Source organism: Nocardia macrotermitis (genome assembly GCF_009604405.1).
Lineage (GTDB): Bacteria > Actinomycetota > Actinomycetes > Mycobacteriales > Mycobacteriaceae > Nocardia > Nocardia macrotermitis.
Genome location: NZ_WEGK01000020.1, coordinates 61,031 through 79,567, shown reverse-complemented (window position 1 = coordinate 79,567; position 18,537 = coordinate 61,031). Strand labels below are relative to the sequence as shown.

Here is an 18,537-nt window from a genome sequence, read left to right as displayed (position 1 = left end):
CCTGAAAAAGCGTGCGGCTCTTGTTGTTTCGCGTTGATGCGAGCAGGGTTGGCGTCGTCAGGATCGGTAAGCGTCGCGTCGATGCCGGATCGAATGGATCTCGACCAGATGTTTACCGGGGTCGATGTGATACAGGATGCGATATGTACCTCGTCGCACCGAATGCAGGCCCTCGTAGGGCTCGTTCAGTGGCTTGCCCACGCGGTGGGGATTGTCCGCCAGAGCTCCGGTGATCAGTCCGTATGCCGCCGCGGCGACCGTCTCGGGGAGTTCTTCGGCGAGTGCCCTGCGAGCAGCGGGTTTGTACCGTATGGTCCAGCGCTCACTCACGCGGCGCCGTGACTATCCAGCCGGTCACGCATGATCTCGGCCATCGTCTCTTCGTCGGTGAAGTCCTCCGTCGTCGCAGATTCGACCAGATCAGCCCTGGTGATGGGGTCGGCAAGGACTGCGAGCGTTTCCATGAGCGATTCGTACTCGGCAACCGACAGCAGCATTACCGTCGGGCGGCCATTCTTGGTGAGGGTGAAGTGGTCGTGTTCGCGCTCGGCCCGATCCGCCAATTCGGCGATACGGGCCTTGGCATCGGTAATCGGGATGGTCTCCATAGCGACCAGTATAGCGACCGGATGGAGTTCAGGACCCTATCCGGACCATGCTTCGGTACGCCTAACCCGATGCCACCTGACGGCGCGCCAGGTCGAAGGTGCGGCGGGCGAGGTCGGAGATGCGGACGTTGTCGTAGCCGGAGACGGCGGTGCTCAAGCGGTCGCTGAGGGGGTCGGTCCAGTGCGGGGGAATCGCGTTGGCGCCCAGTAGGATTCCGGCGATCGAGCCTGCGGTGGCGGCGGTGGAGCCGGTGTCCCAGCCGGCTTGCGCGGTCAGGCCGATGGTTCGGGTGAAATCGCCTTCGCCCCAGAGCAATCCGACCGCGACGAGGCAGGCGTTGCCGATCGCGTGCACCCAGCTGTAGTGGCCGTGGCGGGCGTGCACGGTGGCGACGGCCTGGTCGTAGCCGATACCGCGTTCGTGGTCGGCGAGTACCTGCGCGAGGGCCACGGCCAGTCGAGAATGTTCCGGAATCGTCTGTTGCGCAAGGTGAATCGCTTCGACGGCGGAGTCGGCGGTGAAGGCCGCGGCGGTCAGGGCGGCCACCCAGATCGCGGCCCAGGCGCCGTTGCCGGTGTGCGAGACCGAGGCGTCGCGGGCGGCCAGGTCGGCGGCGCGGGCCGGATCGCCGGGACAGACGTAACCGAAGACATCGGCGCGGACCATCGCGCCGATCCACTCCCGGTACGGGTTGCGGTAGGTCGCGGTGGCGGGCGGTTCCAGGCCGTCGATCAGATTGCGGTAGGCCACCCGGTCGGCGGTGAAGGTTTGCAGGAAGGGAAGGCGTGCAAGCCATTCCGCGGCCACGTCGGCGGCGGTGAACTCGATGCCCTGCTGTTCGAGCAGGTGCAGGCTCAGCACCGGATGGTCCAGATCGTCATCGCGCGGACAGCCCTCGATGCGGCCGCGCACCGACTCCGGCCAGCCCGGCGCGAGCCGATAACCCTCCGGCATCGGGCTGAGCACCGGCACGTAATCGGCCAGCGGGTAGGCCCCGGCCTGCTCCAGATAGGACCGAATATGCCGCGGCGACCAGGCGAAACCGTTCTCCAGCGGCTTACCCAGCGTGCAGCCGACGCAGCGCCCGAGCCAACCGCCGTGCACGCGGTCGTACAGATGCGTCGGATGCACCGGCGAACGCGGCAGCGCGGCGGGCAGGATCGCGCCCGCGGCCTCGTCGTACGGCCAGCCCGGATCGCGCGGTGCGGCCTCGACGCGCTCGAGCATCAGCCAGCACGCCGCCGCATTGGGCACCCGGGTATGCGTGAGCTCGCGCACCTCCTCCGCGAAATCGTCTACGGCATAACCGGATTCGCGACGTTGCAGCCATTCGAAGTACAGCAGTGCGCGCGGGTCGCCCTCGGGATGGCCGAAGAAGGCGGACTCGATCGGCTCCACGATGTCCACAGCAGTGATATCCACAGAAGTATTCACAGGATGGTGATGACCGCCTCGACTACCTCGGACAGCAGCGGTAGTGATTCCTCACGCTGCGGGGGACGGGCCCACCAGCGCCCCTCGGGGGTGCGCCTGCCGAATCCGGTGGGCAGGATGACATTGCTTCGAGCAGGACCGATGTCCACGCCGTGACGCTCCATTCGGACGGTGCATTCGAGATTCGGGTACCCATCGAAAACCGCGAGGAACGTGCGCCGCGCCGGTTTCTCCCGGACCAGGACCGGACCGGGCACGCCGCGCACGGTCAGCTCGTCGAGGATCGGGGAGCCCAGCTGTTCGGGGGTGTTCACCGCCGCGATCTGATCGACCAGGGGGAGCACCACGAATCCCGGCGCGGTCACATGCACCCGTGGCAGCCCGAATCGCGACCTGTACGCCTCGGCCCAATCCTGTGGAGTTGCAAGCTGTTCCGATCGCACATTCGACCTCGGCTCCGATGGTCCACCTCCCGGCGACGGGATCGGCCGCCGGGTATCAAGTGAAACCCCGAACCTGCGGTCGCGGTGCAAGTTTCGGTGAACCGTTAGCGAATTATGCAGAACGAAAACACATGTCGTCGACATACCGACCGTTCGCGTTGTCCAGTGGGATCGGGCTCCTCGCGGAACGGACCATATCGCGCCGCACGCCGCCGGGCCACCGCTGCGGAGCGGCCCGCGACCGACCCGGACACATTCGCGCTGGCAAGGGGCCCTGACATCCCGATAACAGACTGTTCGGACGGGTATTCTTCTCACCACCCGAGGCGCCGGAACCCAGGAGGTCCGCCCATGCCCTGCGATCTGATGCTCATCGCCTACGACGGCTCGGAGAACGCCAAACGAGCCGTCGAATACGCCGGGCGATTCCTCGCCGCGCCGAAAGCCGTCGTCCTGACCGCCTGGGAGCCGATGGTGCGGCAGGCCGCGCGACTGTCCGGAATGTCCGGCGTGGTGCAGCCCGAATGGATCTCCGACGAGGAGATCGAGGACATCGCCTACGTCGACGCCAGACAGGTCAATGCCGAAGGGGTGCGGCTGGCCAAACTGGCCGGCCTGAACGCCGAACCGCGCACCGCCGAATGCACCTCGACGATCTGGAACGCCATCGTCGACGTGGCCGACGACCTGAACGTCGACATCATCGTCGCCGGTACCCGAGGTTCGACCGGGATCCGCGCGCTGCTGCACTCGAGTGTCGCCGAGGCGGTGCTCAAGCATTGCCATCGGCCGATCCTGCTGGTGCCGCCGGGGCGCAACGTCGAATGCCCGTGAGGCGGCGGCTCGGGTACCGCGCGTCACAGTGAGACGTGCGTCCCTACGCGGGTTCCGGGCGACGCCGGGCGGACTATCGTCGGGGCACTATGGACGGATTTCTGCTCGCTCTGCCCGGTGGGGTCGTACGGACCGAGGGGGTGCGGCGCGCGTTCGACGAGGCCGGGGCCGCGGCGGCCGAGCTGGCGGGTGGGGCCGAGTTGATCGTCGGGGCGTTGCCGTTCGATCCGCGTCGACCGGCGGCGCTGTGTGTGCCGGAGCGGGCGTGGCATACCGCGGGGCCGTGGCGTCCGGCGGCGGTGCCGCCGCTGCCCGAGGTGCGGGTTATCACCGAAATGCCCAGTGCCGCAGAGCATATCGCGCGAGTCACGAAACTCGTCGAACAGTTGGCCGATCCCGCGCAGCCGCTGCGCAAGGTGGTCGCGGCGCGGTCGGTGCTGGCGCGGGCCGAGGAGCCGCTCGATCCGGAGGTGGTGGCCGCGCAGTTGGCGAGCAGGCATCCGCGGGCGAATGTGTTCGCGGTCGATCTGAGTCCGGCGGGGCGGCCCGGGGCGACGCTGGTCGGGGCGACGCCGGAGGTACTGGTCGCGCGGCACGGTGAGACGGTGACGTTGCGGCCGTTGGCGGGGACGATGCCGCGCCATCCCGACCCCGCCGTCGACGGCGAACGTTCGCGAGAACTGTTGGGCAGCACCAAGAATCGTGACGAGCACGCGTTCGTCATCGAGTGGATCCGCGAGCAGCTCGCACCGCTGTGCGACCTCGACATCCCGGACGAACCCGAGTTGATCAGCACCCACGAGGTCTGGCATCTGGCGACGCCGATCACCGGGCGCGTGCGCGATCCGGCGACCACCGCGTTCGACCTGGCTCGCGCACTGCACCCGACCCCCGCGGTCTGCGGCACACCCACCGACCTGGCCTTGGCGGCGATCACCGAATTCGAGGAGGACCGGGGCTTCTACGGCGGCGCGGTCGGTTGGTGCGATGCGCAAGGCGACGGGGAGTGGGTCGTCGCGATCCGCTGTGCCGAGTTGTCCGCGGACGGGCTGACCGTGCGGGCGTTCGGCGGGGGCGGCATCGTCGCGGCGTCGGATCCTCGCGCGGAACTCGACGAGACGACCGCGAAGCTGCGGACTTTCCTGGGGAGCCTCGACTGTGCTGTGTGATCGTCGCATCGCGGTCGCACTCACCGAGACACAGCGGCCGGAAGCCAACAAGCCGCGCGCACCACTCGATAGTGTTGCCCCTGGCTATCACCCTCGAACATTCTCTGCGGGACTCCACAGGTGCTCCCGCAACAGGAAGCAGAACATAGCGGCACGCGACCGGCGCAACGTAGCAACGGCAACTCGACTACACGCAAGTCGGCCGCAGGACTGGACGGTGGAGACAGCGACCCGCCGCTGGGGTCAGCACTCGGACCAGGGAATTCCGGGCAGCGAAAGCCGCTTCACTACACGACAGTCAATTGACTTCACTGTAGTGATAGGTTGACGCGGATACGTACGGGTCGATGTATGGGAGTTCCGCGATGAAGTTTGCCGTTCCCGGGGTAGCGAGCGCTGTCGTCGGAGCCGTGCTGGGTGCGGTCGCGGTGTTCGTGGTCACGGCTGCGGCGGCGCAGAATTCGCGGCCCGACGTGGACCGTAGCGGCAACCAGTCGTCGTCGCTGCTCAACAACGTTGAGTACGGCAGCCGCTGAGTCGCCGACCAGCACTGCGTCCGATCCGAGAGCGCCGTTAGGGCGACACTGGTTCGCGGGCACGGTCGTCGGCGCATTCCTGCTGACCTTCCTGCAAGCTCCCGGCCTCACCGTCGCCGACACCAAATACGATCTCGCCCAGAATCCGCTGGGCTTCCTGCAACGCGCCGCACACCTGTGGAGCAGTCAGGCCCCGATGGGGCAGGTGCAGAACCAGGCGTACGGCTACTTCTTTCCGCACGGCGGTTTCTTCGTCCTCGGCCACACGCTCGGCCTGCCCGCCTGGGTGACCCAGCGCATCTGGTGGGCGCTGCTGATCCTGGCCGGGTTCTGGGGCATCGTGCGGCTGTGCGAGGTGCTCGGCATCGGCACACGCGGATCGCGGATCGTCGCGGCACTGGCGTTCGCGTTGTCGCCGCGCGTGCTGACCACGCTGGGATCGATCTCGTCGGAAACACTTCCGATGATGCTCGCGCCGTGGGTATTGCTCGCACCGGCTGCCCTGGGACGTGTTGTCAAGGTACGCAAGGGAATACCTAGCACCGCGCCGGACCGCGTCCCCCGGTACGGCGCGCTCTCACCGGCCGGGAGCGCGCTCGCGCTGGCGTTGATGGGGTCGGTGAACGCCGTCGCGACGGCGGCGGCCTTCCTGCCCGCGGCGATCTGGTGGATTTCGTATCGGCCGAATCGGGTGTGGTGGCGGTTCACGCGGGCGTGGATTCCGTTGCTGGCGTTGGGAACACTGTGGTGGGTGGTGCCGCTGCTGGCGCTCGGCAAGGTGAGTCCGCCGTTCCTGGATTACATCGAATCGTCGGGGGTGACCACCGAATGGGCCTCGCTGGGCGAGGTGTTGCGCGGGACCGACAGTTGGACGCCGTTCGTCTCGCCGGAGCGGATCGCGGGGGCGGTGCTGGTCACCCAGCCCGCGGCGGTGCTGGCGACCGGGCTGCTGGCCGCGGCGGGGATGGCCGGGCTGGCGATGCGGTCGATGCCGCATCGGGGGCGGTTCGTGCTGATCCTGCTGGTCGGGCTGGTCGGAATCTGCGCCGGGTATGTCGGGGATCTGGGCGGGCCGTTCGCCGAATCGGTGCGGGTGTTCCTGGATTCCGGCGGGGCGCCGCTGCGCAATGTACACAAGCTCGAACCGTTGATCCGGCTGCCGCTCATCATCGGGCTGGCGCATCTGCTGCATCGGGTGCCGCTGCCCGGATCCGTGCCGATGCGGGTGTGGCGCAGTGCGTTCGCGCATCCCGAACGACAGCGGATGGTCGCGGTCGCGGCGCTGATCCTGTGCGCGCTGGCGCTGTCGACCTCCCTGGCGTGGACCGGGAAGCTCGCACCGCGCGGCGCGTACGACCGGGTGCCCGCCTACTGGACGCAGACCGCGGATTGGCTGGCCGCGCACGCCACCGACACCCGGGCGCTGGTGGTGCCGGGCGCGCCGTTCGGCAGTCAGATCTGGGGGCTGACCCGCGACGAACCGCTACAGGCCCTGGCCCGAACGCCGTGGGCGGTGCGCGACGCCATCCCCCTCACGCCGCCGGGGACCATCCGGGCCATGGATTCGGTGCAGCGGCTGATCGCCGACGGACGTCCCTCGGCCGGTCTGGCCTCGACGCTGATCGATCAGGGCATCGGAATTCTGGTGCTGCGCAACGATTTGGACCCCGACACGTCGCGGTCGACGCGGCCGCTGCTGGCCCACGCTGCCATCGAGGGCTCACCCGGGCTGACGAAGGTGGCCGAATTCGGGGACGAGATCGTGGCCTCGCACGGCAAGGGGCTGGTGTCGGACGGGGATCTGCGGCCGTCGTATCCGGCGATCGAGATCTACCGGGTGAGCGCGCCGCATCTCGGTGAACACGCCGATATCCGCAGCGGACGCGGTGCGCCCACGTCGTTTCCGGGTGCGTACACGGTGCCGCTGAATTCTGTGCCGGTGGTGCAGGGCGGGCCCGAGGTGCTGGAGCGATTGCGGCGCGACGCCGCCTCGCCGAACGGTCCGGTGCTGCTGTCGGCCGATGCCGCGCGGGCCGGATTGTCCGGTAACACAACGACTCTCACCGATACGCCGATGGATCGAGAGACCGATTTCGGCCGCGTCGACAATCACAATTCGGCCCTGCGCGCGCCGACCGATGCCCGGCGAACCCGTAATCTGGTGCCGGACTACGCCGTTCCCGGCACACCGCGCGTCGAGGGGCAGTGGTCCGGGGCGACGATCACCGCCTCGAGTTCGGCGGCCGACGCGACGCAGCTCGGGGGCGCGGCACCCGGCAGTTCGACCGCCGCGGCCGTCGACGACGATCCCTCCACCGCGTGGTTGAGCAACAGCGCCGAACATGCTGTGGGTCAATGGCTTCGGATGGATCTGGATCATCCGATCAAGGCCGGGATGTTGCAGGTGACCACGAGTGCGGCTGCGCTGGGCGATCCGGTGCGGCTGATCGAGGTGCGTACCGCGCACGGCACGACCGCCGCGCGAGTCGCCAAAACCGGGGAGCCCGTGTCTGTTTCGCTACCTCCGGGTGCGACCGGATGGGTGAAGATCACCGCGATACAGACCGAAACCGGCAGTCTCGGTGGACAATTCGGTATATCCGAAGTCTCGCTGGAGGACTACTCGAACCGGGACGCGCCCGTCCCGGTCGAGATCCGGCACCGCACCGTCCTGCCGCCCGCACCCGCCGGAACGCAGGTGCAGGGCTGGCGTCTGGGACAGGAATTCCCCGGGCGCAGTGGCTGTTTCGACGCACCCGACCGGGTCCGGTGCAGCAACGGCCTGGCCCTGCCCGCTGAAGAACCGGGCACCTTCGAACGCACGTTGAACGTCCCGGCACCGATGCGCGTCGCCCCGCGGCTGCTGGTGCGCGCCCGGCAGGGTCCGGCGCTCGAGGCGCTGCTCACCGATCACGAACGTCCCATCGCCCGGGGTAACGCCGACGTCGGCGACCTGCGCGGATCCGCCTTCGCCGCCACCGACGGCGACCCGGCCACCAGCTGGATCGCCCCGCAGGACACCGTCCGAGATCCTGCGGGCCCCAAGCCGACCCTGACCCTCGAACTCCCCGCACCGACCCTGGTGACCGGCCTGGAGATCACCCCGCCGCGCGGCGCGCTCCCCGCCCGCCCGACCTCGGTCGCGGTGAACCTCGGCGACGGCCCGCAGACCCGCAGACTCGATCCGGACGCCCCGGCGGGCAAGCCGATCCGAATCTCCCTGCACCCGCACGTGACCGACCGGATCGAACTCAGCATCGCCACCTGGAACGCCGTATTGGACCGCACCGCACTGGGTTTCGATCAGCAGCAACCGCCGGGAATCGCCGAGGTGAACGTCCTGGGACCGGACTATCCGGCGCCCGCGGGCGGCGACCGTAAGATCACCGTCGACTGCGCGCACGGTCCCACCATCGCCGTCGCAGGGCATGTCGTACACACCACGATCACCGCGACCGCCGATCAATTGCGTTCCAGCGCACCGGTTCCCGCGAAGATCTGCGGAATCGATGCGGTCGCGTCGACCGACGGCACCGCACCCGTCGACGATCACCCGACCAGCGATCACCCGACCGGCGCCTCGGCGAACAACCCCGCGACCACATCGAATGACGATCGAACAGGCAACGCTTCGGCCACCCCGGCCGACAAATCCAGCACACTGGCCCTGCTGCCCGGCGACGTCGACCTCACCGTCGCCCCCACCGACCTGTTCTCCGTCGACGAATTACGCCTCCCCCGAACCGATCTCACCCCCCAGCCCATCACCGCCGCCCCCGGCGCCCGCCTCCTGGTCCTCCCTCTGAGCACCAATGTCGGCTGGCGCGCCCGCACCCCCGACGGCCACGAACTCACCCCCGTGGTCGCCGACGGCTGGGAACAAGCCTGGCTGCTCCCCCCCGACACCCCCGGCCCGATCACCGTCGACTTCCCCATAGACCGCTGGTACCGCGTCGCCATCTTCGGCGGGCTACTACTGCTCCTGCCCCTGATCGCGCTGGCCCTGCCGCGCCCCCGCCGCTGGTGGAAACCCAACCCCGGCCACGACGACCTCGCATCGGCATCGGCATCGGCATCGGCATCGGCATCGGCATCGGCATCGACGGAACATCCTCCGGCGCAGGCTGATACGAATCCGATGAACAACCCCGATGACGCCTCAATACAGCCGTCATCGGACAATGACTTCACTGAAATCGTTCCAACACAAGCCGATCCGGCCCCACGCACCTGGAATCTCCGTATTCCCACCATGATCGGCCTGACGCTTGCCGTCTTCCTGATCTCCGGCCCGATCGCAATCGTCCTGGCCGCAACAGGTTTCATAGCCCGATGGTGGTACCCGCAGATAACCGCACGGGTGCTGGTGATGGTGGCCGGAGGCGGGACGCTGCTCTCGGCGGCAGCCCTGTCGACGGGACCGTGGCGGTCGCCGGACGGATATATGGGCGGATCGCTGTGGGTGCAGTTCCCGGCACTGGCAGCGGTCGTCGCGCTAGGGGTCGCGGCGGTGGCGGACCTGCGGCGGAACTAGCCGACGCGGCGGCGGACCCAGCGGCGGATCGGCTCCTCGATCAGGGCGTAACCGGCGGCCGACAGCGGCAGCGTGAACAGCACGGTCAAGACCAGTACCTGCGGGAACATCCCGTGGAACGGAATGATGCCGAAGATCTGGAACACCACCGCCAACACCGCCAGATGCCAGATGAAGATGCCGTACGACCACCGTCCGATCGTGGCGGCCACCGAACTCTCCAGCCAGCGATGCCGGTGCTGCCCCAGAATCAGCGGCGCGAGCAGCCCGAAGCCGATCACCGCGCCCAGCGCCATCTTCCCCACGTACTGCCAGGGCGTCCCGCGCTCCAACCCGGCCGGACCGGCCAGATCCGTCGAGGAGGCCAGCAGCGCGGCCACCGCCAGCGGCCACATGATCCAGCGGTTCGCCGCGATCCGCCGCCACCGCGACGGCCGCGCGACCGGCGTCTCCACCAGTTCGGCCAGCAGCATGCCCGCCGCGAACCAGGGCAGATAGCCGGGCAGCCAGTTGTCCGAATGGATCGCGTTCGGCGTCGGCACGGGCAGCAGATTCCAGCCCAGGCTGATCAGCCCCAACGTCAGCACGATCGGCGCACGCCACCGCGCGGACCGCCCGCGCAACCACATCACCGCGAACGCCAGCAGCGGCAACAACAGATAGAAGGCCACCTCCACCGACAGACTCCACATCTGGGTGAGCCCGTCGGTCAGCGTCAACGGCACGAAAACCTGGATCAACGCCAGATTCGCCAGCCACACCCGCCGCCCCGCCGAATCCGCCGCCGACGGCAGCAGAATCAGCACCGCGCACACCACCACCCAGTAGGCGGGCAGGATCCGTGCGGCCCGATGCAGCAGATAACGTCCAGCGTGCGGTGCCGAACCCAGCCCCCGGGCCGCGGCGGCGTGCGGCCGCCACAGCAGGAATCCGGACAGCCCGAAGAACACCGCCACCGCCATGTCGAAACGTTCGAACACCCGGCCCAGCACCGGAATTCCGGACGCACCGGTCTGGAACGCGACATGGGTCAGCACCACGCCCAGCGCGGCCAGCCCGCGCATCCCCTCGAGCGCGGGCACGAAACCGCGGGCCGCCGCGGGCCGGGGCGTGGCGGCGGTTTCGGGCGTGGTAATGGTCGTCGTCATCGGGTTCCAGTCTGCCGCGTGCGCGTTCGCACCCGGATTCGGGATGTTTCCGGCCTCGGATCGGCGCGCGAGGGGTACGGACTGTTAGTGTCGGGGCTCACGAGTGCTACGCCGTGACCGCAGCGTTACTCGGAACAGCTTGGTACTACGACGAGGAGAGTTTGCATGGCACTCAGTGCCGGTACCAGAAGGACGGTGGCCTGCGCTCTCGTGGGTCTGGGTGCGCTGCTGATCGTCGCGGCCCTGATGATCCCGACGTATACCCTCGGTCAGCTGGCCAAGACTCCCCTCGACCTGGAGATCACCACGATCGCGCCCAGCGATACGAACGCGCCCAGCAAGGTCCTCGACATCAAATCACTCTCGGGCACCGGCGCGGTGAAGGTCAACTCCAACGTGCATCTGATCTCGCAGCGTTACCTGACCGTCGAGGATCCCTCGGACAAGACCGAGATGACCATCCAGGCCGGTCAGACCCTGCGCAACATCGACGCCCAGGGTGAGACCGGACTGCTCTCGGCGGTCATCGACCGGGTCACCATCGACCGCAAGACCGGGATGCCCGTCGAGGACGACCCGAACGGTTCGATCGCGGTGAACACCGACAGCAACGGCAACAGCATCGCCGACCCGATCCAACACGACGGCCTGCAGTACCGGTTCCCGATCGGCACCGACAAGAAGACGTACCCGTACTTCGACATCAACGCGCGCAAGTCGTTCGACATGAACTTCGTCGAGCAGACCGAGATCAACGATCTGAAGGTGTACCACTTCCAGCAGAAGATCCCGGCGACCGATCTGTCGAAGGTGGTCAGCAGCACCAGCAACCAGGTGGCCCTGCCCGCCTCCAAGTGGGGCATCCCCGGCGGTGACACCACGGTGACGATGGATCGCTACTACACCAACACCCGCGACGTGTGGGTGGAGCCCGAGACCGGCACCATCATCAAGGGTTCCGAGCAGATCCACATGTACTACGCGCGCAGTGGCGACAAGCCGGATGTGACCGCGTTGCAGTCGACGCTGGTGTTCGACGACAACACGGTGAATTCGCAGATCGCGATCGCCAAGGACAACATGGACAAGATCTCGCTCTACGGGCGGACGCTGCCGATCATCCTGGGCATCGTGGGCGCGGTCCTGCTGATCGTCGGCCTGGTGTTCGGCCTGCGCGGCGGCGGCTCCGAGAAGCCCGGACGTCTGGTGCGGCCGAAGAGCCCCAAGGGCGGCGAGGCCGCGGAGGCGCGCTTCGGTTCCGGGGTGAACCTCAACGATCAGCCGACGACGCAGCTCAAGATGCCGCGGAACGGGTGAATGTTCCGGTAGGGCAATAGAATTCGCCGGTGGCTCCCTGGAATACGGGGAGCCACCGGCTTTTTCGTTCGTGGGGATACTCGGATACACCTCGGCAGCACAGCGATCATCGAACACCGCGCGTCGATGGCCGGTAAGCGCGTTCAAGCGGAATGTTGCGCTGGCACTTCATGATTGCGGGTGGCCGCGCGCAGGACCACGATGATCATCACTGCGGCGACGGTGCCGACGACGAGGGTCGAGATGCCGATCAGCGCGGGCAGGCTGTGGGCGAACAAGGCGATGGCGCCGATCTCGACGACCAGTCCGACCCAGGTGATCACGGCCGGGGCGGTGCGGTCGACCGCGATCGCCGACAGCAGCGCGCCCTGGAGCAGAGCCAGCAGCGCGCCGTCGAGGGCGAACAGCCACAGCCAGCCCTGGATCGGGGCATAGTCACCGCCGGCGAGCAGCGGTGCCAGCGGCGCGAGCACGGCCGCCCCCGCCACCGCCGCGACGCCCACCCCCGACAGCACCCCCAGCGCGGCCCGGATCGCCCGCGCGGAATTCCGCGGCTGCGCCATCCGCGGATACAGCACCACCCCGACCGCCTGCGGCAACCAGAACGCGATCTTGGTGGCGATGGCACCCAGTGCATAGCGACCGGCGTCATCGCGCTCGAGCACGATCCGCGCCACGATCAGATCCGCCGACGACATCGCCATCAACGCCGCCTGCACCTGCACGGCCCGCAACACCGCCAGCCCGCCCGCCCGAATCCGCGCGGCATCCCGGAGGTGCGTCGCGGCGGTCGCATGACGCGCGGGCCCCAGCCCGGAATCACTCGTGACGGTCCTGTTCCGAGAGACGGCCCCCCGATCAGGCAGCCCGGAATCCGTCGCCGCGGTCGTATTCCAGGGCGAGACGACCTCGGCAGAGTCCTCACCCGGCGCTGCCCGAATATCGGTGCTTTCATCGCCAGCGCCGGGACTCACGACCCGAGCCGCGGCCCACCGAGCACCGAGCGCCGCGACGAACAGTCCAAGCGCAGCCGCCCACAGCGCGGGAGCGGAAGTTCCCCCCACTGCCAGCACGACCACCGCCGGTGCGACCCGCGCGATCCCCACACCCCCGAGCACCACGGCCAGCGCCCGAAAATGCTTCCCCCCCTGCAGAATCCCCTGTTCCCCCGACAACAGCACCTGCGCGGGCGCGGCAAGCAACGCCCCCGCGGCCGCGACCACACCGACATGCAACACCGCGCTCACCACCGGCACCAACACCGCCGCGACAACGGTCACCACCCCCGCACACCACCACCCCAGCGCCCGCACCGTCCCCACCCGGGCCCCCCGCACCAATTCCCGGGCCACCACGTTCTGCAACGCCAACGCCGGCACCGCACACAACAACTGCACCGCCAGCAAACTCGCGAACTCCCCGTACCCCACCACCCCCAACCACCGCCCAGCCAGCAACTGCAACAGATACCCCGCCACATTCGCCGTCATCGCCCCCGCCGTAACCAACGTCAAATCCGCAACAGCAGGCAGACGCCGGACACCGAACATCCCGCCATGCTGCCACCTCCCGCCCTCCCCCCACCGACGCGGCCCGCCCACCCCACTCGGCTGCGGGGGCGGGCATGGGTGGGGCCGGGGGTGGGGACGTAGGGTGGCTCAGCGTGACTGGGCGCTGGCGCGGGGGGCGGGGGGAGCGGGTCTGGTCTGTGGGGTTCAGTTTGGTGTTGGCGGTTGTGGTGGTGGGGCCGTTGTTCGGGGCGGGGTACCTGTTGTTGCGGGATGGGGTGAGTACGCCGCGGTCGTATTCGACCGATTCCGCTTTGGGGTTGGGGGATGCTGCGCCGCGGGCTGTGCCGCAGGACTGGTTGGTCGCGATGGTCTCATCCGTGGTGGACGGTGGGATTGTGGTGAAGGGAGTGCTGGTTGTCGCGCTGTGGGCAGCTGGGTGTGGGGGGGCTGCGCTGGCTCGGCGCTTGCTGGGTGTTTCGCTCGGGCCGCAGTTGGTTGCTGCCACGCTTGCCATCTGGAATCCGTATGTCGCCGAGCGTCTGCTTCAAGGGCACTGGAGTCTTCTGGCCGGATATGCCGCCCTGCCGTGGACGGTGTTGGCAGCCCTGCGAATTCGGCACGGCGTGCGCGAAGTATCTACTGCTGCAATACAACCGGACCGGCTGAGCTGCGAGGACACGCCACGGAGGCACAACGGGGAGAACACGTCCGCCTCGACAAACGAGAGTGACCGGACGAACGAGAGCGGCCGGACAAGCCCGCATCATCGGGTGACCTCGGAGGGTGGAACGAGCGAGCAGGGCAATCGCGCGGAAGATACCGGCGCGGGCTCGCACGCGTGGCCGAATGAACGCGGCCGAAAGGCAGCGGCGTGGTTGATGCTGGGGGGATGTCTTGCCGCTGCCGGGCTGACGCCGACGGGGGCGTTGTTGGCGGGGTGCGTGGCATTGGTGGTGGTTGGGCGGCGGAATATCGTTGGGGCGCTGGGCTTGTGGGTGGTTGCCTCGGCACCCTGGTTGGTGGCGGCGATGTTGTCGGGGGCGGGGGCGGAGCCTTCGGATCCGGCGGGGATCACGGCGTTCGCGGCGCGGGCCGAGCCGGGGCTGGGGACGATCGGGAGTTTGGCGGGGTTGGGTGGGATCTGGAACGGGCAGGCCGTACCCGGGTCGCGGATGACGCTGTTCGCGCTGGTGGGGACGGTGGTGTTGCTGCTCATCGTGGCTGCCGGGGTCCGGCGCGTGGCGGCATCCGATGACGCCGCCACCCGCTACCCCCGGCGCGCGCTGCTGATCCTGGCGGCGCTGGCGATCGTGCTCCCCGCGCTCGGCGCGACCGGGTGGGGATTGCAGATCGGTGAATTCCTCGTCACCCGGATTCCCGGTGCCGGATTACTGCGTGACACACAGAAATACGTCGCCCTCGCCATGCCCGCATTCGCACTGTGCGCCGCAGCGGGGTGCCACGCGGTCGCCGCCAGAATAAGGTTCGCACCGCACGAGCCGACCGATATTCCGGCAAACCGATTGGCGGAGAACATACCCGATGAAACTCCCAATTCGACGAGAGAATCCGCCGATACTGCCGAAAACCACTCCGACAATTCCGACGCCGTCGACAAGTACCGCACGAATACTCTCGACAGCCCGAAAGACCCCGAAACGACCGAAGCGGACTCGAAACACTTCGGCACCACGGAAATCGGATCACCGAACAAGACGGACACAAGCACGCCCAACGGAATCGGTTTGGTCGCAGCGGTTTTCATCGCATTGCTGATCGTGGTACTGCCGGATCTCGCATGGGGCGTGGGTGACCAGATGCGCGCCGTGCGATACCCCGCCGGATGGCACGATGTTGCCGAGCGAATGGACGGCCCCGGCGACGTCGCGGTGCTACCGACCGGAATGTTCCGCGAATTCCCGTACAGCGGAAGGGTTCCCGTACTCGATCCGGCACCCCGGATGCTCCCCCGCGACGTATTGCAGACCGGCGAACTCCCGGTGCGAGGCGGCAGCGTCGCGGGAGAGGGCACCCGAGCGCGAACCGTGGAGCGACTGCTGCTCAGCGGCGCGGACCCGACCCGTCTCGCCGCACACGGGGTCGGCTGGATCCTGGTCGAACACACCTCCCCCGGCCCACTCGGCGATTCGAAAGCCACCCTCGACCGGCTGACCGCCGTGTACTCCGATCCCGATCTGAGCCTGTACCGCGTGCCCGACCCGCGCGAAAACACAGCGAAATCCCTTGGCACACACCGGACAATCGCGATCGCCGCACACCTGGCCTGGGCCCTGCTACTGGTCGCGGGCGCGCTGGCCGCGATATGGCCTATTCGACGTCCGGGACGCGCGGCGCGACCAGCCCACTGACGTACTCCCCACGCGCCACGGCCGACAACACCTCGTGCACCCCGTTCGCGGTCAACTCCCACGAGAACTCCCGCGCCCGAGCACGAGCCTTCTCCCCCATGACAGTTCGAGTCTCGGCGGTCGCGAGCAGCTCCCCGACGGCCTCGCTCAACTGCTCCGAATCGTCCACCAGCACCCCGGTCACACCGTCCACAATCGAATCGGTGAGCCCACGCGAACTGCGATAACCGACCGTGGCCACCCCGTGCTGCGCGGCCTCGATCACCGCCAGCCCCCACCCCTCCTTACGCGAGGGCAGCACGTGAACCCATGCGCGCGAGAGCAATTCGTGCTTGCGCGCCTCGTCGACATGTCCGTGGAAGGTGACCGATCCGGCGATATGCAGTTGGTGCGCACGGAGTTTCAGATTCTCCGCCCACCAGCCGCCGCCGATGACGTCCAGATGCAACCCGGGATGCCGCGACCGCAACGCCGCGACCACTGCCAACGCGTCCTCGATCTGCTTGTGCGGCACCAGCCGCGAGAGCACCACGATGCTCGGATGCGCCGTGCGGGTCTGCGCGGCACCGGTCGGCACGTGCGCCGGAACGGGTTCGGCGCCGTTGCGCACCACCGCGATTCGCGATCGCTCCACCCCGAGCGAGGCCAGTTCCTCGGCCGAGGGCAGCGACACCGTCAGATACTGATTGCGCCGATGCGCCCACGGCGACAGCCGCGATTCGATCCACCAGCCGACCCGGCCGACCCAATGACCGGCGACCGGCCACTGCTCCCGATGTCCGTGGTGCACCAGCACCACCGCGGGCGCGCGCGTCACGGCGCGGGCGAAGAAAGGGATGCCGTTCTGCGTATCGATCACCGCATCGGGCCGTACCTCGCGCAACGGCCCGAATCCCAAGCGCCCGAACAGCATTGCCGCCAGCGCCCGCGGATACACGGTGTAACGTCCACCGGCCCGGCTGATCTCGATCCCGTCGATCCGCTCCCGCCGCGCCGCGCCCGCATACCGCGCGGTCCGCAACGTCACCTTCACCCCGCGCGCGGCCAGCTCCGCCCCGACCTGCTCCAGATACCGCTCACTACCCCCGCCCTGCGGGTGCCCGGTGTCGCGCCAGCACAGCAGCAGCACTTCCCGCACGTCCCGGAGCGTCGCCGCATCGGCACACGCTGTCGCACCCGGTATCACCGCCGGGCCAACCCCGGACGAATCGACCGACCACACGCCTTCCAGGGATCCGGCGAACTCCCCCGTCGCGGAACCCGCCTCACCCCCGGCAGCTCGAATCGCCGCGGACGGCCCGCGAGGTCCGGGGTCGAGCACAGCGCACTCCAGGTGGTTCTCGGAACGGATGAGGTGACAATCCGCTCCACACTAGCGGCCCGATCCACCCACGGGGGTGTGGGATCTCTGTGGAAAACTTGGCATGCCATGCTTCGAGCCGACCGAACCGGGCCGCGTCCCACCGCTGAACGCCGCGCCACACTCCCCCGCCCCGCCGCGCTGATCCGCCGAGCCGCCGCCCTCGTCGGCCGGAAGTCCCCGAGCTTCGCCCGGCGCGCAACATTGCGCCGATCCCTGCGTTTGCTGGGAAGTTTCCGATTCGAGCAGACCGATCCGGCACTGTTCTACGGCGGGATCGCCACCGACACCGCCGAGCTGATCGGCGACTTCTACCGCGATCTCACCGGCTGCTCACTGACCGGCGCGATCGTCCTGGACGTCGGCGGCGGACCGGGATATTTCGCCGACGAGTTCACCGCCGCGGGGGCCCGCTATCTTCCGGTGGAACCCGATCCGACCGAGATGCACGCCGCGGGCCTGAGCGTGCGCGGCGCGGTCCGGGGTTCGGGGATGGCGCTGCCGTTCCGCGACGACGCGCTGGACATCTGCCTGTCTTCCAATGTGGCCGAACATGTTCCGCACCCGTGGCGGATGGCCGAGGAGATGCTGCGGGTGACCCGGCCGGGCGGGCTGATGATGCTGTCCTACACCGTGTGGGCCGGGCCGTTCGGCGGGCACGAGACCGGGCCCTGGCACTATCTGGGCGGGGAGTACGCGGCCCGCCGCTATCGGCGACGCACCGGTCACGAGCCGAAGAACCGCTTCGGGACCTCACTGTTCGCGGTGCGGGCCGCCGACGGGCTGCGCTGGGCCGCGCACGCGGGCGACCGCGCCGACGTGCTGGCCGCATTCCCGCGCTACCACCCGCGCTGGGCCTGGTGGCTCGTGCGCGTGCCGCTCATCAGGGAACTACTGGTCAGCAACCTGGTGCTGGTCCTGGTCAAACGCTGACCGCGCGAAGGTTGCCCGCGCGTCAGCCACGACGCCAGAACTTGCGCCCCGCGGCCCGCGGGGATTCGTTCCACGGCGGTTCCTGCATGGCCAACCCCACCGTTTCCAACGGCGTGAGGCCCACCGAACCGGACAGCTCGCGCACCGCGGCAACCGCCTCGGCCGCCTGTAGCGCGGCCGTGGCCTGTTCGAGTGTCAGCGTCCGGCCGGGCAGGAAGGATACGACCCACCCGCCCACGCCGACGGATCTTGCCTGGTGCGGCGTCTGATCGCTGGTCATCAACGATCTGCCGACTACTTGCACCGCCACGACTCGGGCTCCCCTGCAATTGCATTTGAA

The 18,537-nt window shown here is 68.4% G+C and carries 15 protein-coding genes; 7 read left to right on the top strand and 8 right to left on the bottom strand.

The features are described from left to right. Nucleotides 1–57: 57 nt before the first annotated feature. From NRB20_RS32810 to NRB20_RS32795, 4 genes are all read right to left on the bottom strand, one after another. Nucleotides 58–330, bottom strand: a complete 273-nt coding sequence (locus tag NRB20_RS32810) for a type II toxin-antitoxin system RelE family toxin (protein ID WP_319945696.1) — start codon at nucleotides 328–330, stop codon at nucleotides 58–60. Further along, complete coding sequence (locus NRB20_RS32805) at nucleotides 327–608, bottom strand: type II toxin-antitoxin system Phd/YefM family antitoxin (RefSeq protein WP_153415289.1); 282 nt, start codon at nucleotides 606–608, stop codon at nucleotides 327–329. The genes NRB20_RS32810 and NRB20_RS32805 overlap by 4 nt, the downstream gene beginning before the upstream one ends. Nucleotides 609–669: 61 nt before the next feature. Continuing rightward, the gene (locus tag NRB20_RS32800) at nucleotides 670–2,031 is read right to left on the bottom strand and encodes an ADP-ribosylglycohydrolase family protein (RefSeq protein WP_319945695.1); all 1,362 of its coding nucleotides are present in this window, start codon (nucleotides 2,029–2,031) and stop codon (nucleotides 670–672) included. 8 nt (nucleotides 2,032–2,039) lie between these two features. Continuing rightward, nucleotides 2,040–2,408 (bottom strand): hypothetical protein, encoded by a 369-nt coding sequence (locus tag NRB20_RS32795; RefSeq protein WP_153415288.1) that lies wholly within the window; start codon nucleotides 2,406–2,408, stop codon nucleotides 2,040–2,042. Between the two features lie 429 nt (nucleotides 2,409–2,837). Here NRB20_RS32795 and NRB20_RS32790 point away from each other — a divergent pair, with 429 nt between their 5' ends. The 4 genes from NRB20_RS32790 (at nucleotide 2,838) to NRB20_RS32775 (ending at nucleotide 9,559) form a co-directional block, all read left to right on the top strand. Continuing rightward, nucleotides 2,838–3,320 carry a universal stress protein gene (locus NRB20_RS32790; RefSeq protein ID WP_153415287.1) on the top strand — a complete coding sequence of 161 codons (483 nt, stop codon included), beginning with the start codon at nucleotides 2,838–2,840 and terminating at the stop codon, nucleotides 3,318–3,320. Between the two features lie 89 nt (nucleotides 3,321–3,409). Continuing rightward, complete coding sequence (locus NRB20_RS32785) at nucleotides 3,410–4,489, top strand: isochorismate synthase (protein WP_153415286.1); 1,080 nt, start codon at nucleotides 3,410–3,412, stop codon at nucleotides 4,487–4,489. Nucleotides 4,490–4,854: 365 nt separating this feature from the next. After that, entirely contained in the window at nucleotides 4,855–5,025 is a 171-nt protein-coding gene (locus NRB20_RS32780; protein ID WP_083896113.1) for a DUF2613 domain-containing protein, read from the top strand. Then, nucleotides 5,006–9,559, top strand: a complete 4,554-nt coding sequence (locus NRB20_RS32775) for an alpha-(1->3)-arabinofuranosyltransferase (RefSeq protein WP_153415285.1) — start codon at nucleotides 5,006–5,008, stop codon at nucleotides 9,557–9,559. The genes NRB20_RS32780 and NRB20_RS32775 overlap by 20 nt, the downstream gene beginning before the upstream one ends. Here the strand turns inward: NRB20_RS32775 and NRB20_RS32770 are convergent. Continuing rightward, nucleotides 9,556–10,707 carry an acyltransferase family protein gene (locus tag NRB20_RS32770; protein WP_153415284.1) on the bottom strand — a complete coding sequence of 384 codons (1,152 nt, stop codon included), beginning with the start codon at nucleotides 10,705–10,707 and terminating at the stop codon, nucleotides 9,556–9,558. The genes NRB20_RS32775 and NRB20_RS32770 overlap by 4 nt on opposite strands. A gap of 165 nt (nucleotides 10,708–10,872) precedes the next feature. Here NRB20_RS32770 and NRB20_RS32765 point away from each other — a divergent pair, with 165 nt between their 5' ends. Beyond that, nucleotides 10,873–12,024 (top strand): DUF3068 domain-containing protein, encoded by a 1,152-nt coding sequence (locus NRB20_RS32765; protein ID WP_153415283.1) that lies wholly within the window; start codon nucleotides 10,873–10,875, stop codon nucleotides 12,022–12,024. A 143-nt stretch (nucleotides 12,025–12,167) separates the two neighbouring features. Here the strand turns inward: NRB20_RS32765 and NRB20_RS37760 are convergent, their stop codons facing one another. After that, entirely contained in the window at nucleotides 12,168–13,514 is a 1,347-nt protein-coding gene (locus NRB20_RS37760; protein WP_227834096.1) for a polysaccharide biosynthesis protein, read from the bottom strand. 236 nt (nucleotides 13,515–13,750) lie between these two features. Between NRB20_RS37760 and NRB20_RS38640 the strand changes: the two genes are divergently transcribed. Next, a complete protein-coding gene (locus tag NRB20_RS38640; RefSeq protein ID WP_406603909.1) occupies nucleotides 13,751–15,904 on the top strand; it encodes a hypothetical protein in 2,154 nt (717 codons plus the stop codon). Here the strand turns inward: NRB20_RS38640 and NRB20_RS32740 are convergent. Beyond that, complete coding sequence (locus NRB20_RS32740) at nucleotides 15,864–17,042, bottom strand: glycosyltransferase family 4 protein (RefSeq protein ID WP_319945694.1); 1,179 nt, start codon at nucleotides 17,040–17,042, stop codon at nucleotides 15,864–15,866. The two genes, NRB20_RS38640 and NRB20_RS32740, sit on opposite strands and share 41 nt — an antisense overlap. Before the next feature lie 291 nt (nucleotides 17,043–17,333). On the opposite strand from NRB20_RS32740, the gene NRB20_RS32735 reads away from it, so the two are divergent. Then, nucleotides 17,334–18,197 (top strand): class I SAM-dependent methyltransferase, encoded by an 864-nt coding sequence (locus NRB20_RS32735; RefSeq protein WP_153415282.1) that lies wholly within the window; start codon nucleotides 17,334–17,336, stop codon nucleotides 18,195–18,197. Between the two features lie 22 nt (nucleotides 18,198–18,219). On the opposite strand, the gene NRB20_RS32730 is transcribed toward NRB20_RS32735, so the two are convergent. Continuing rightward, on the bottom strand, nucleotides 18,220–18,507 hold the full coding sequence (locus NRB20_RS32730; RefSeq protein WP_319945693.1) for a hypothetical protein: 288 nt from the start codon (nucleotides 18,505–18,507) through the stop codon (nucleotides 18,220–18,222). Nucleotides 18,508–18,537: the final 30 nt, after the last annotated feature.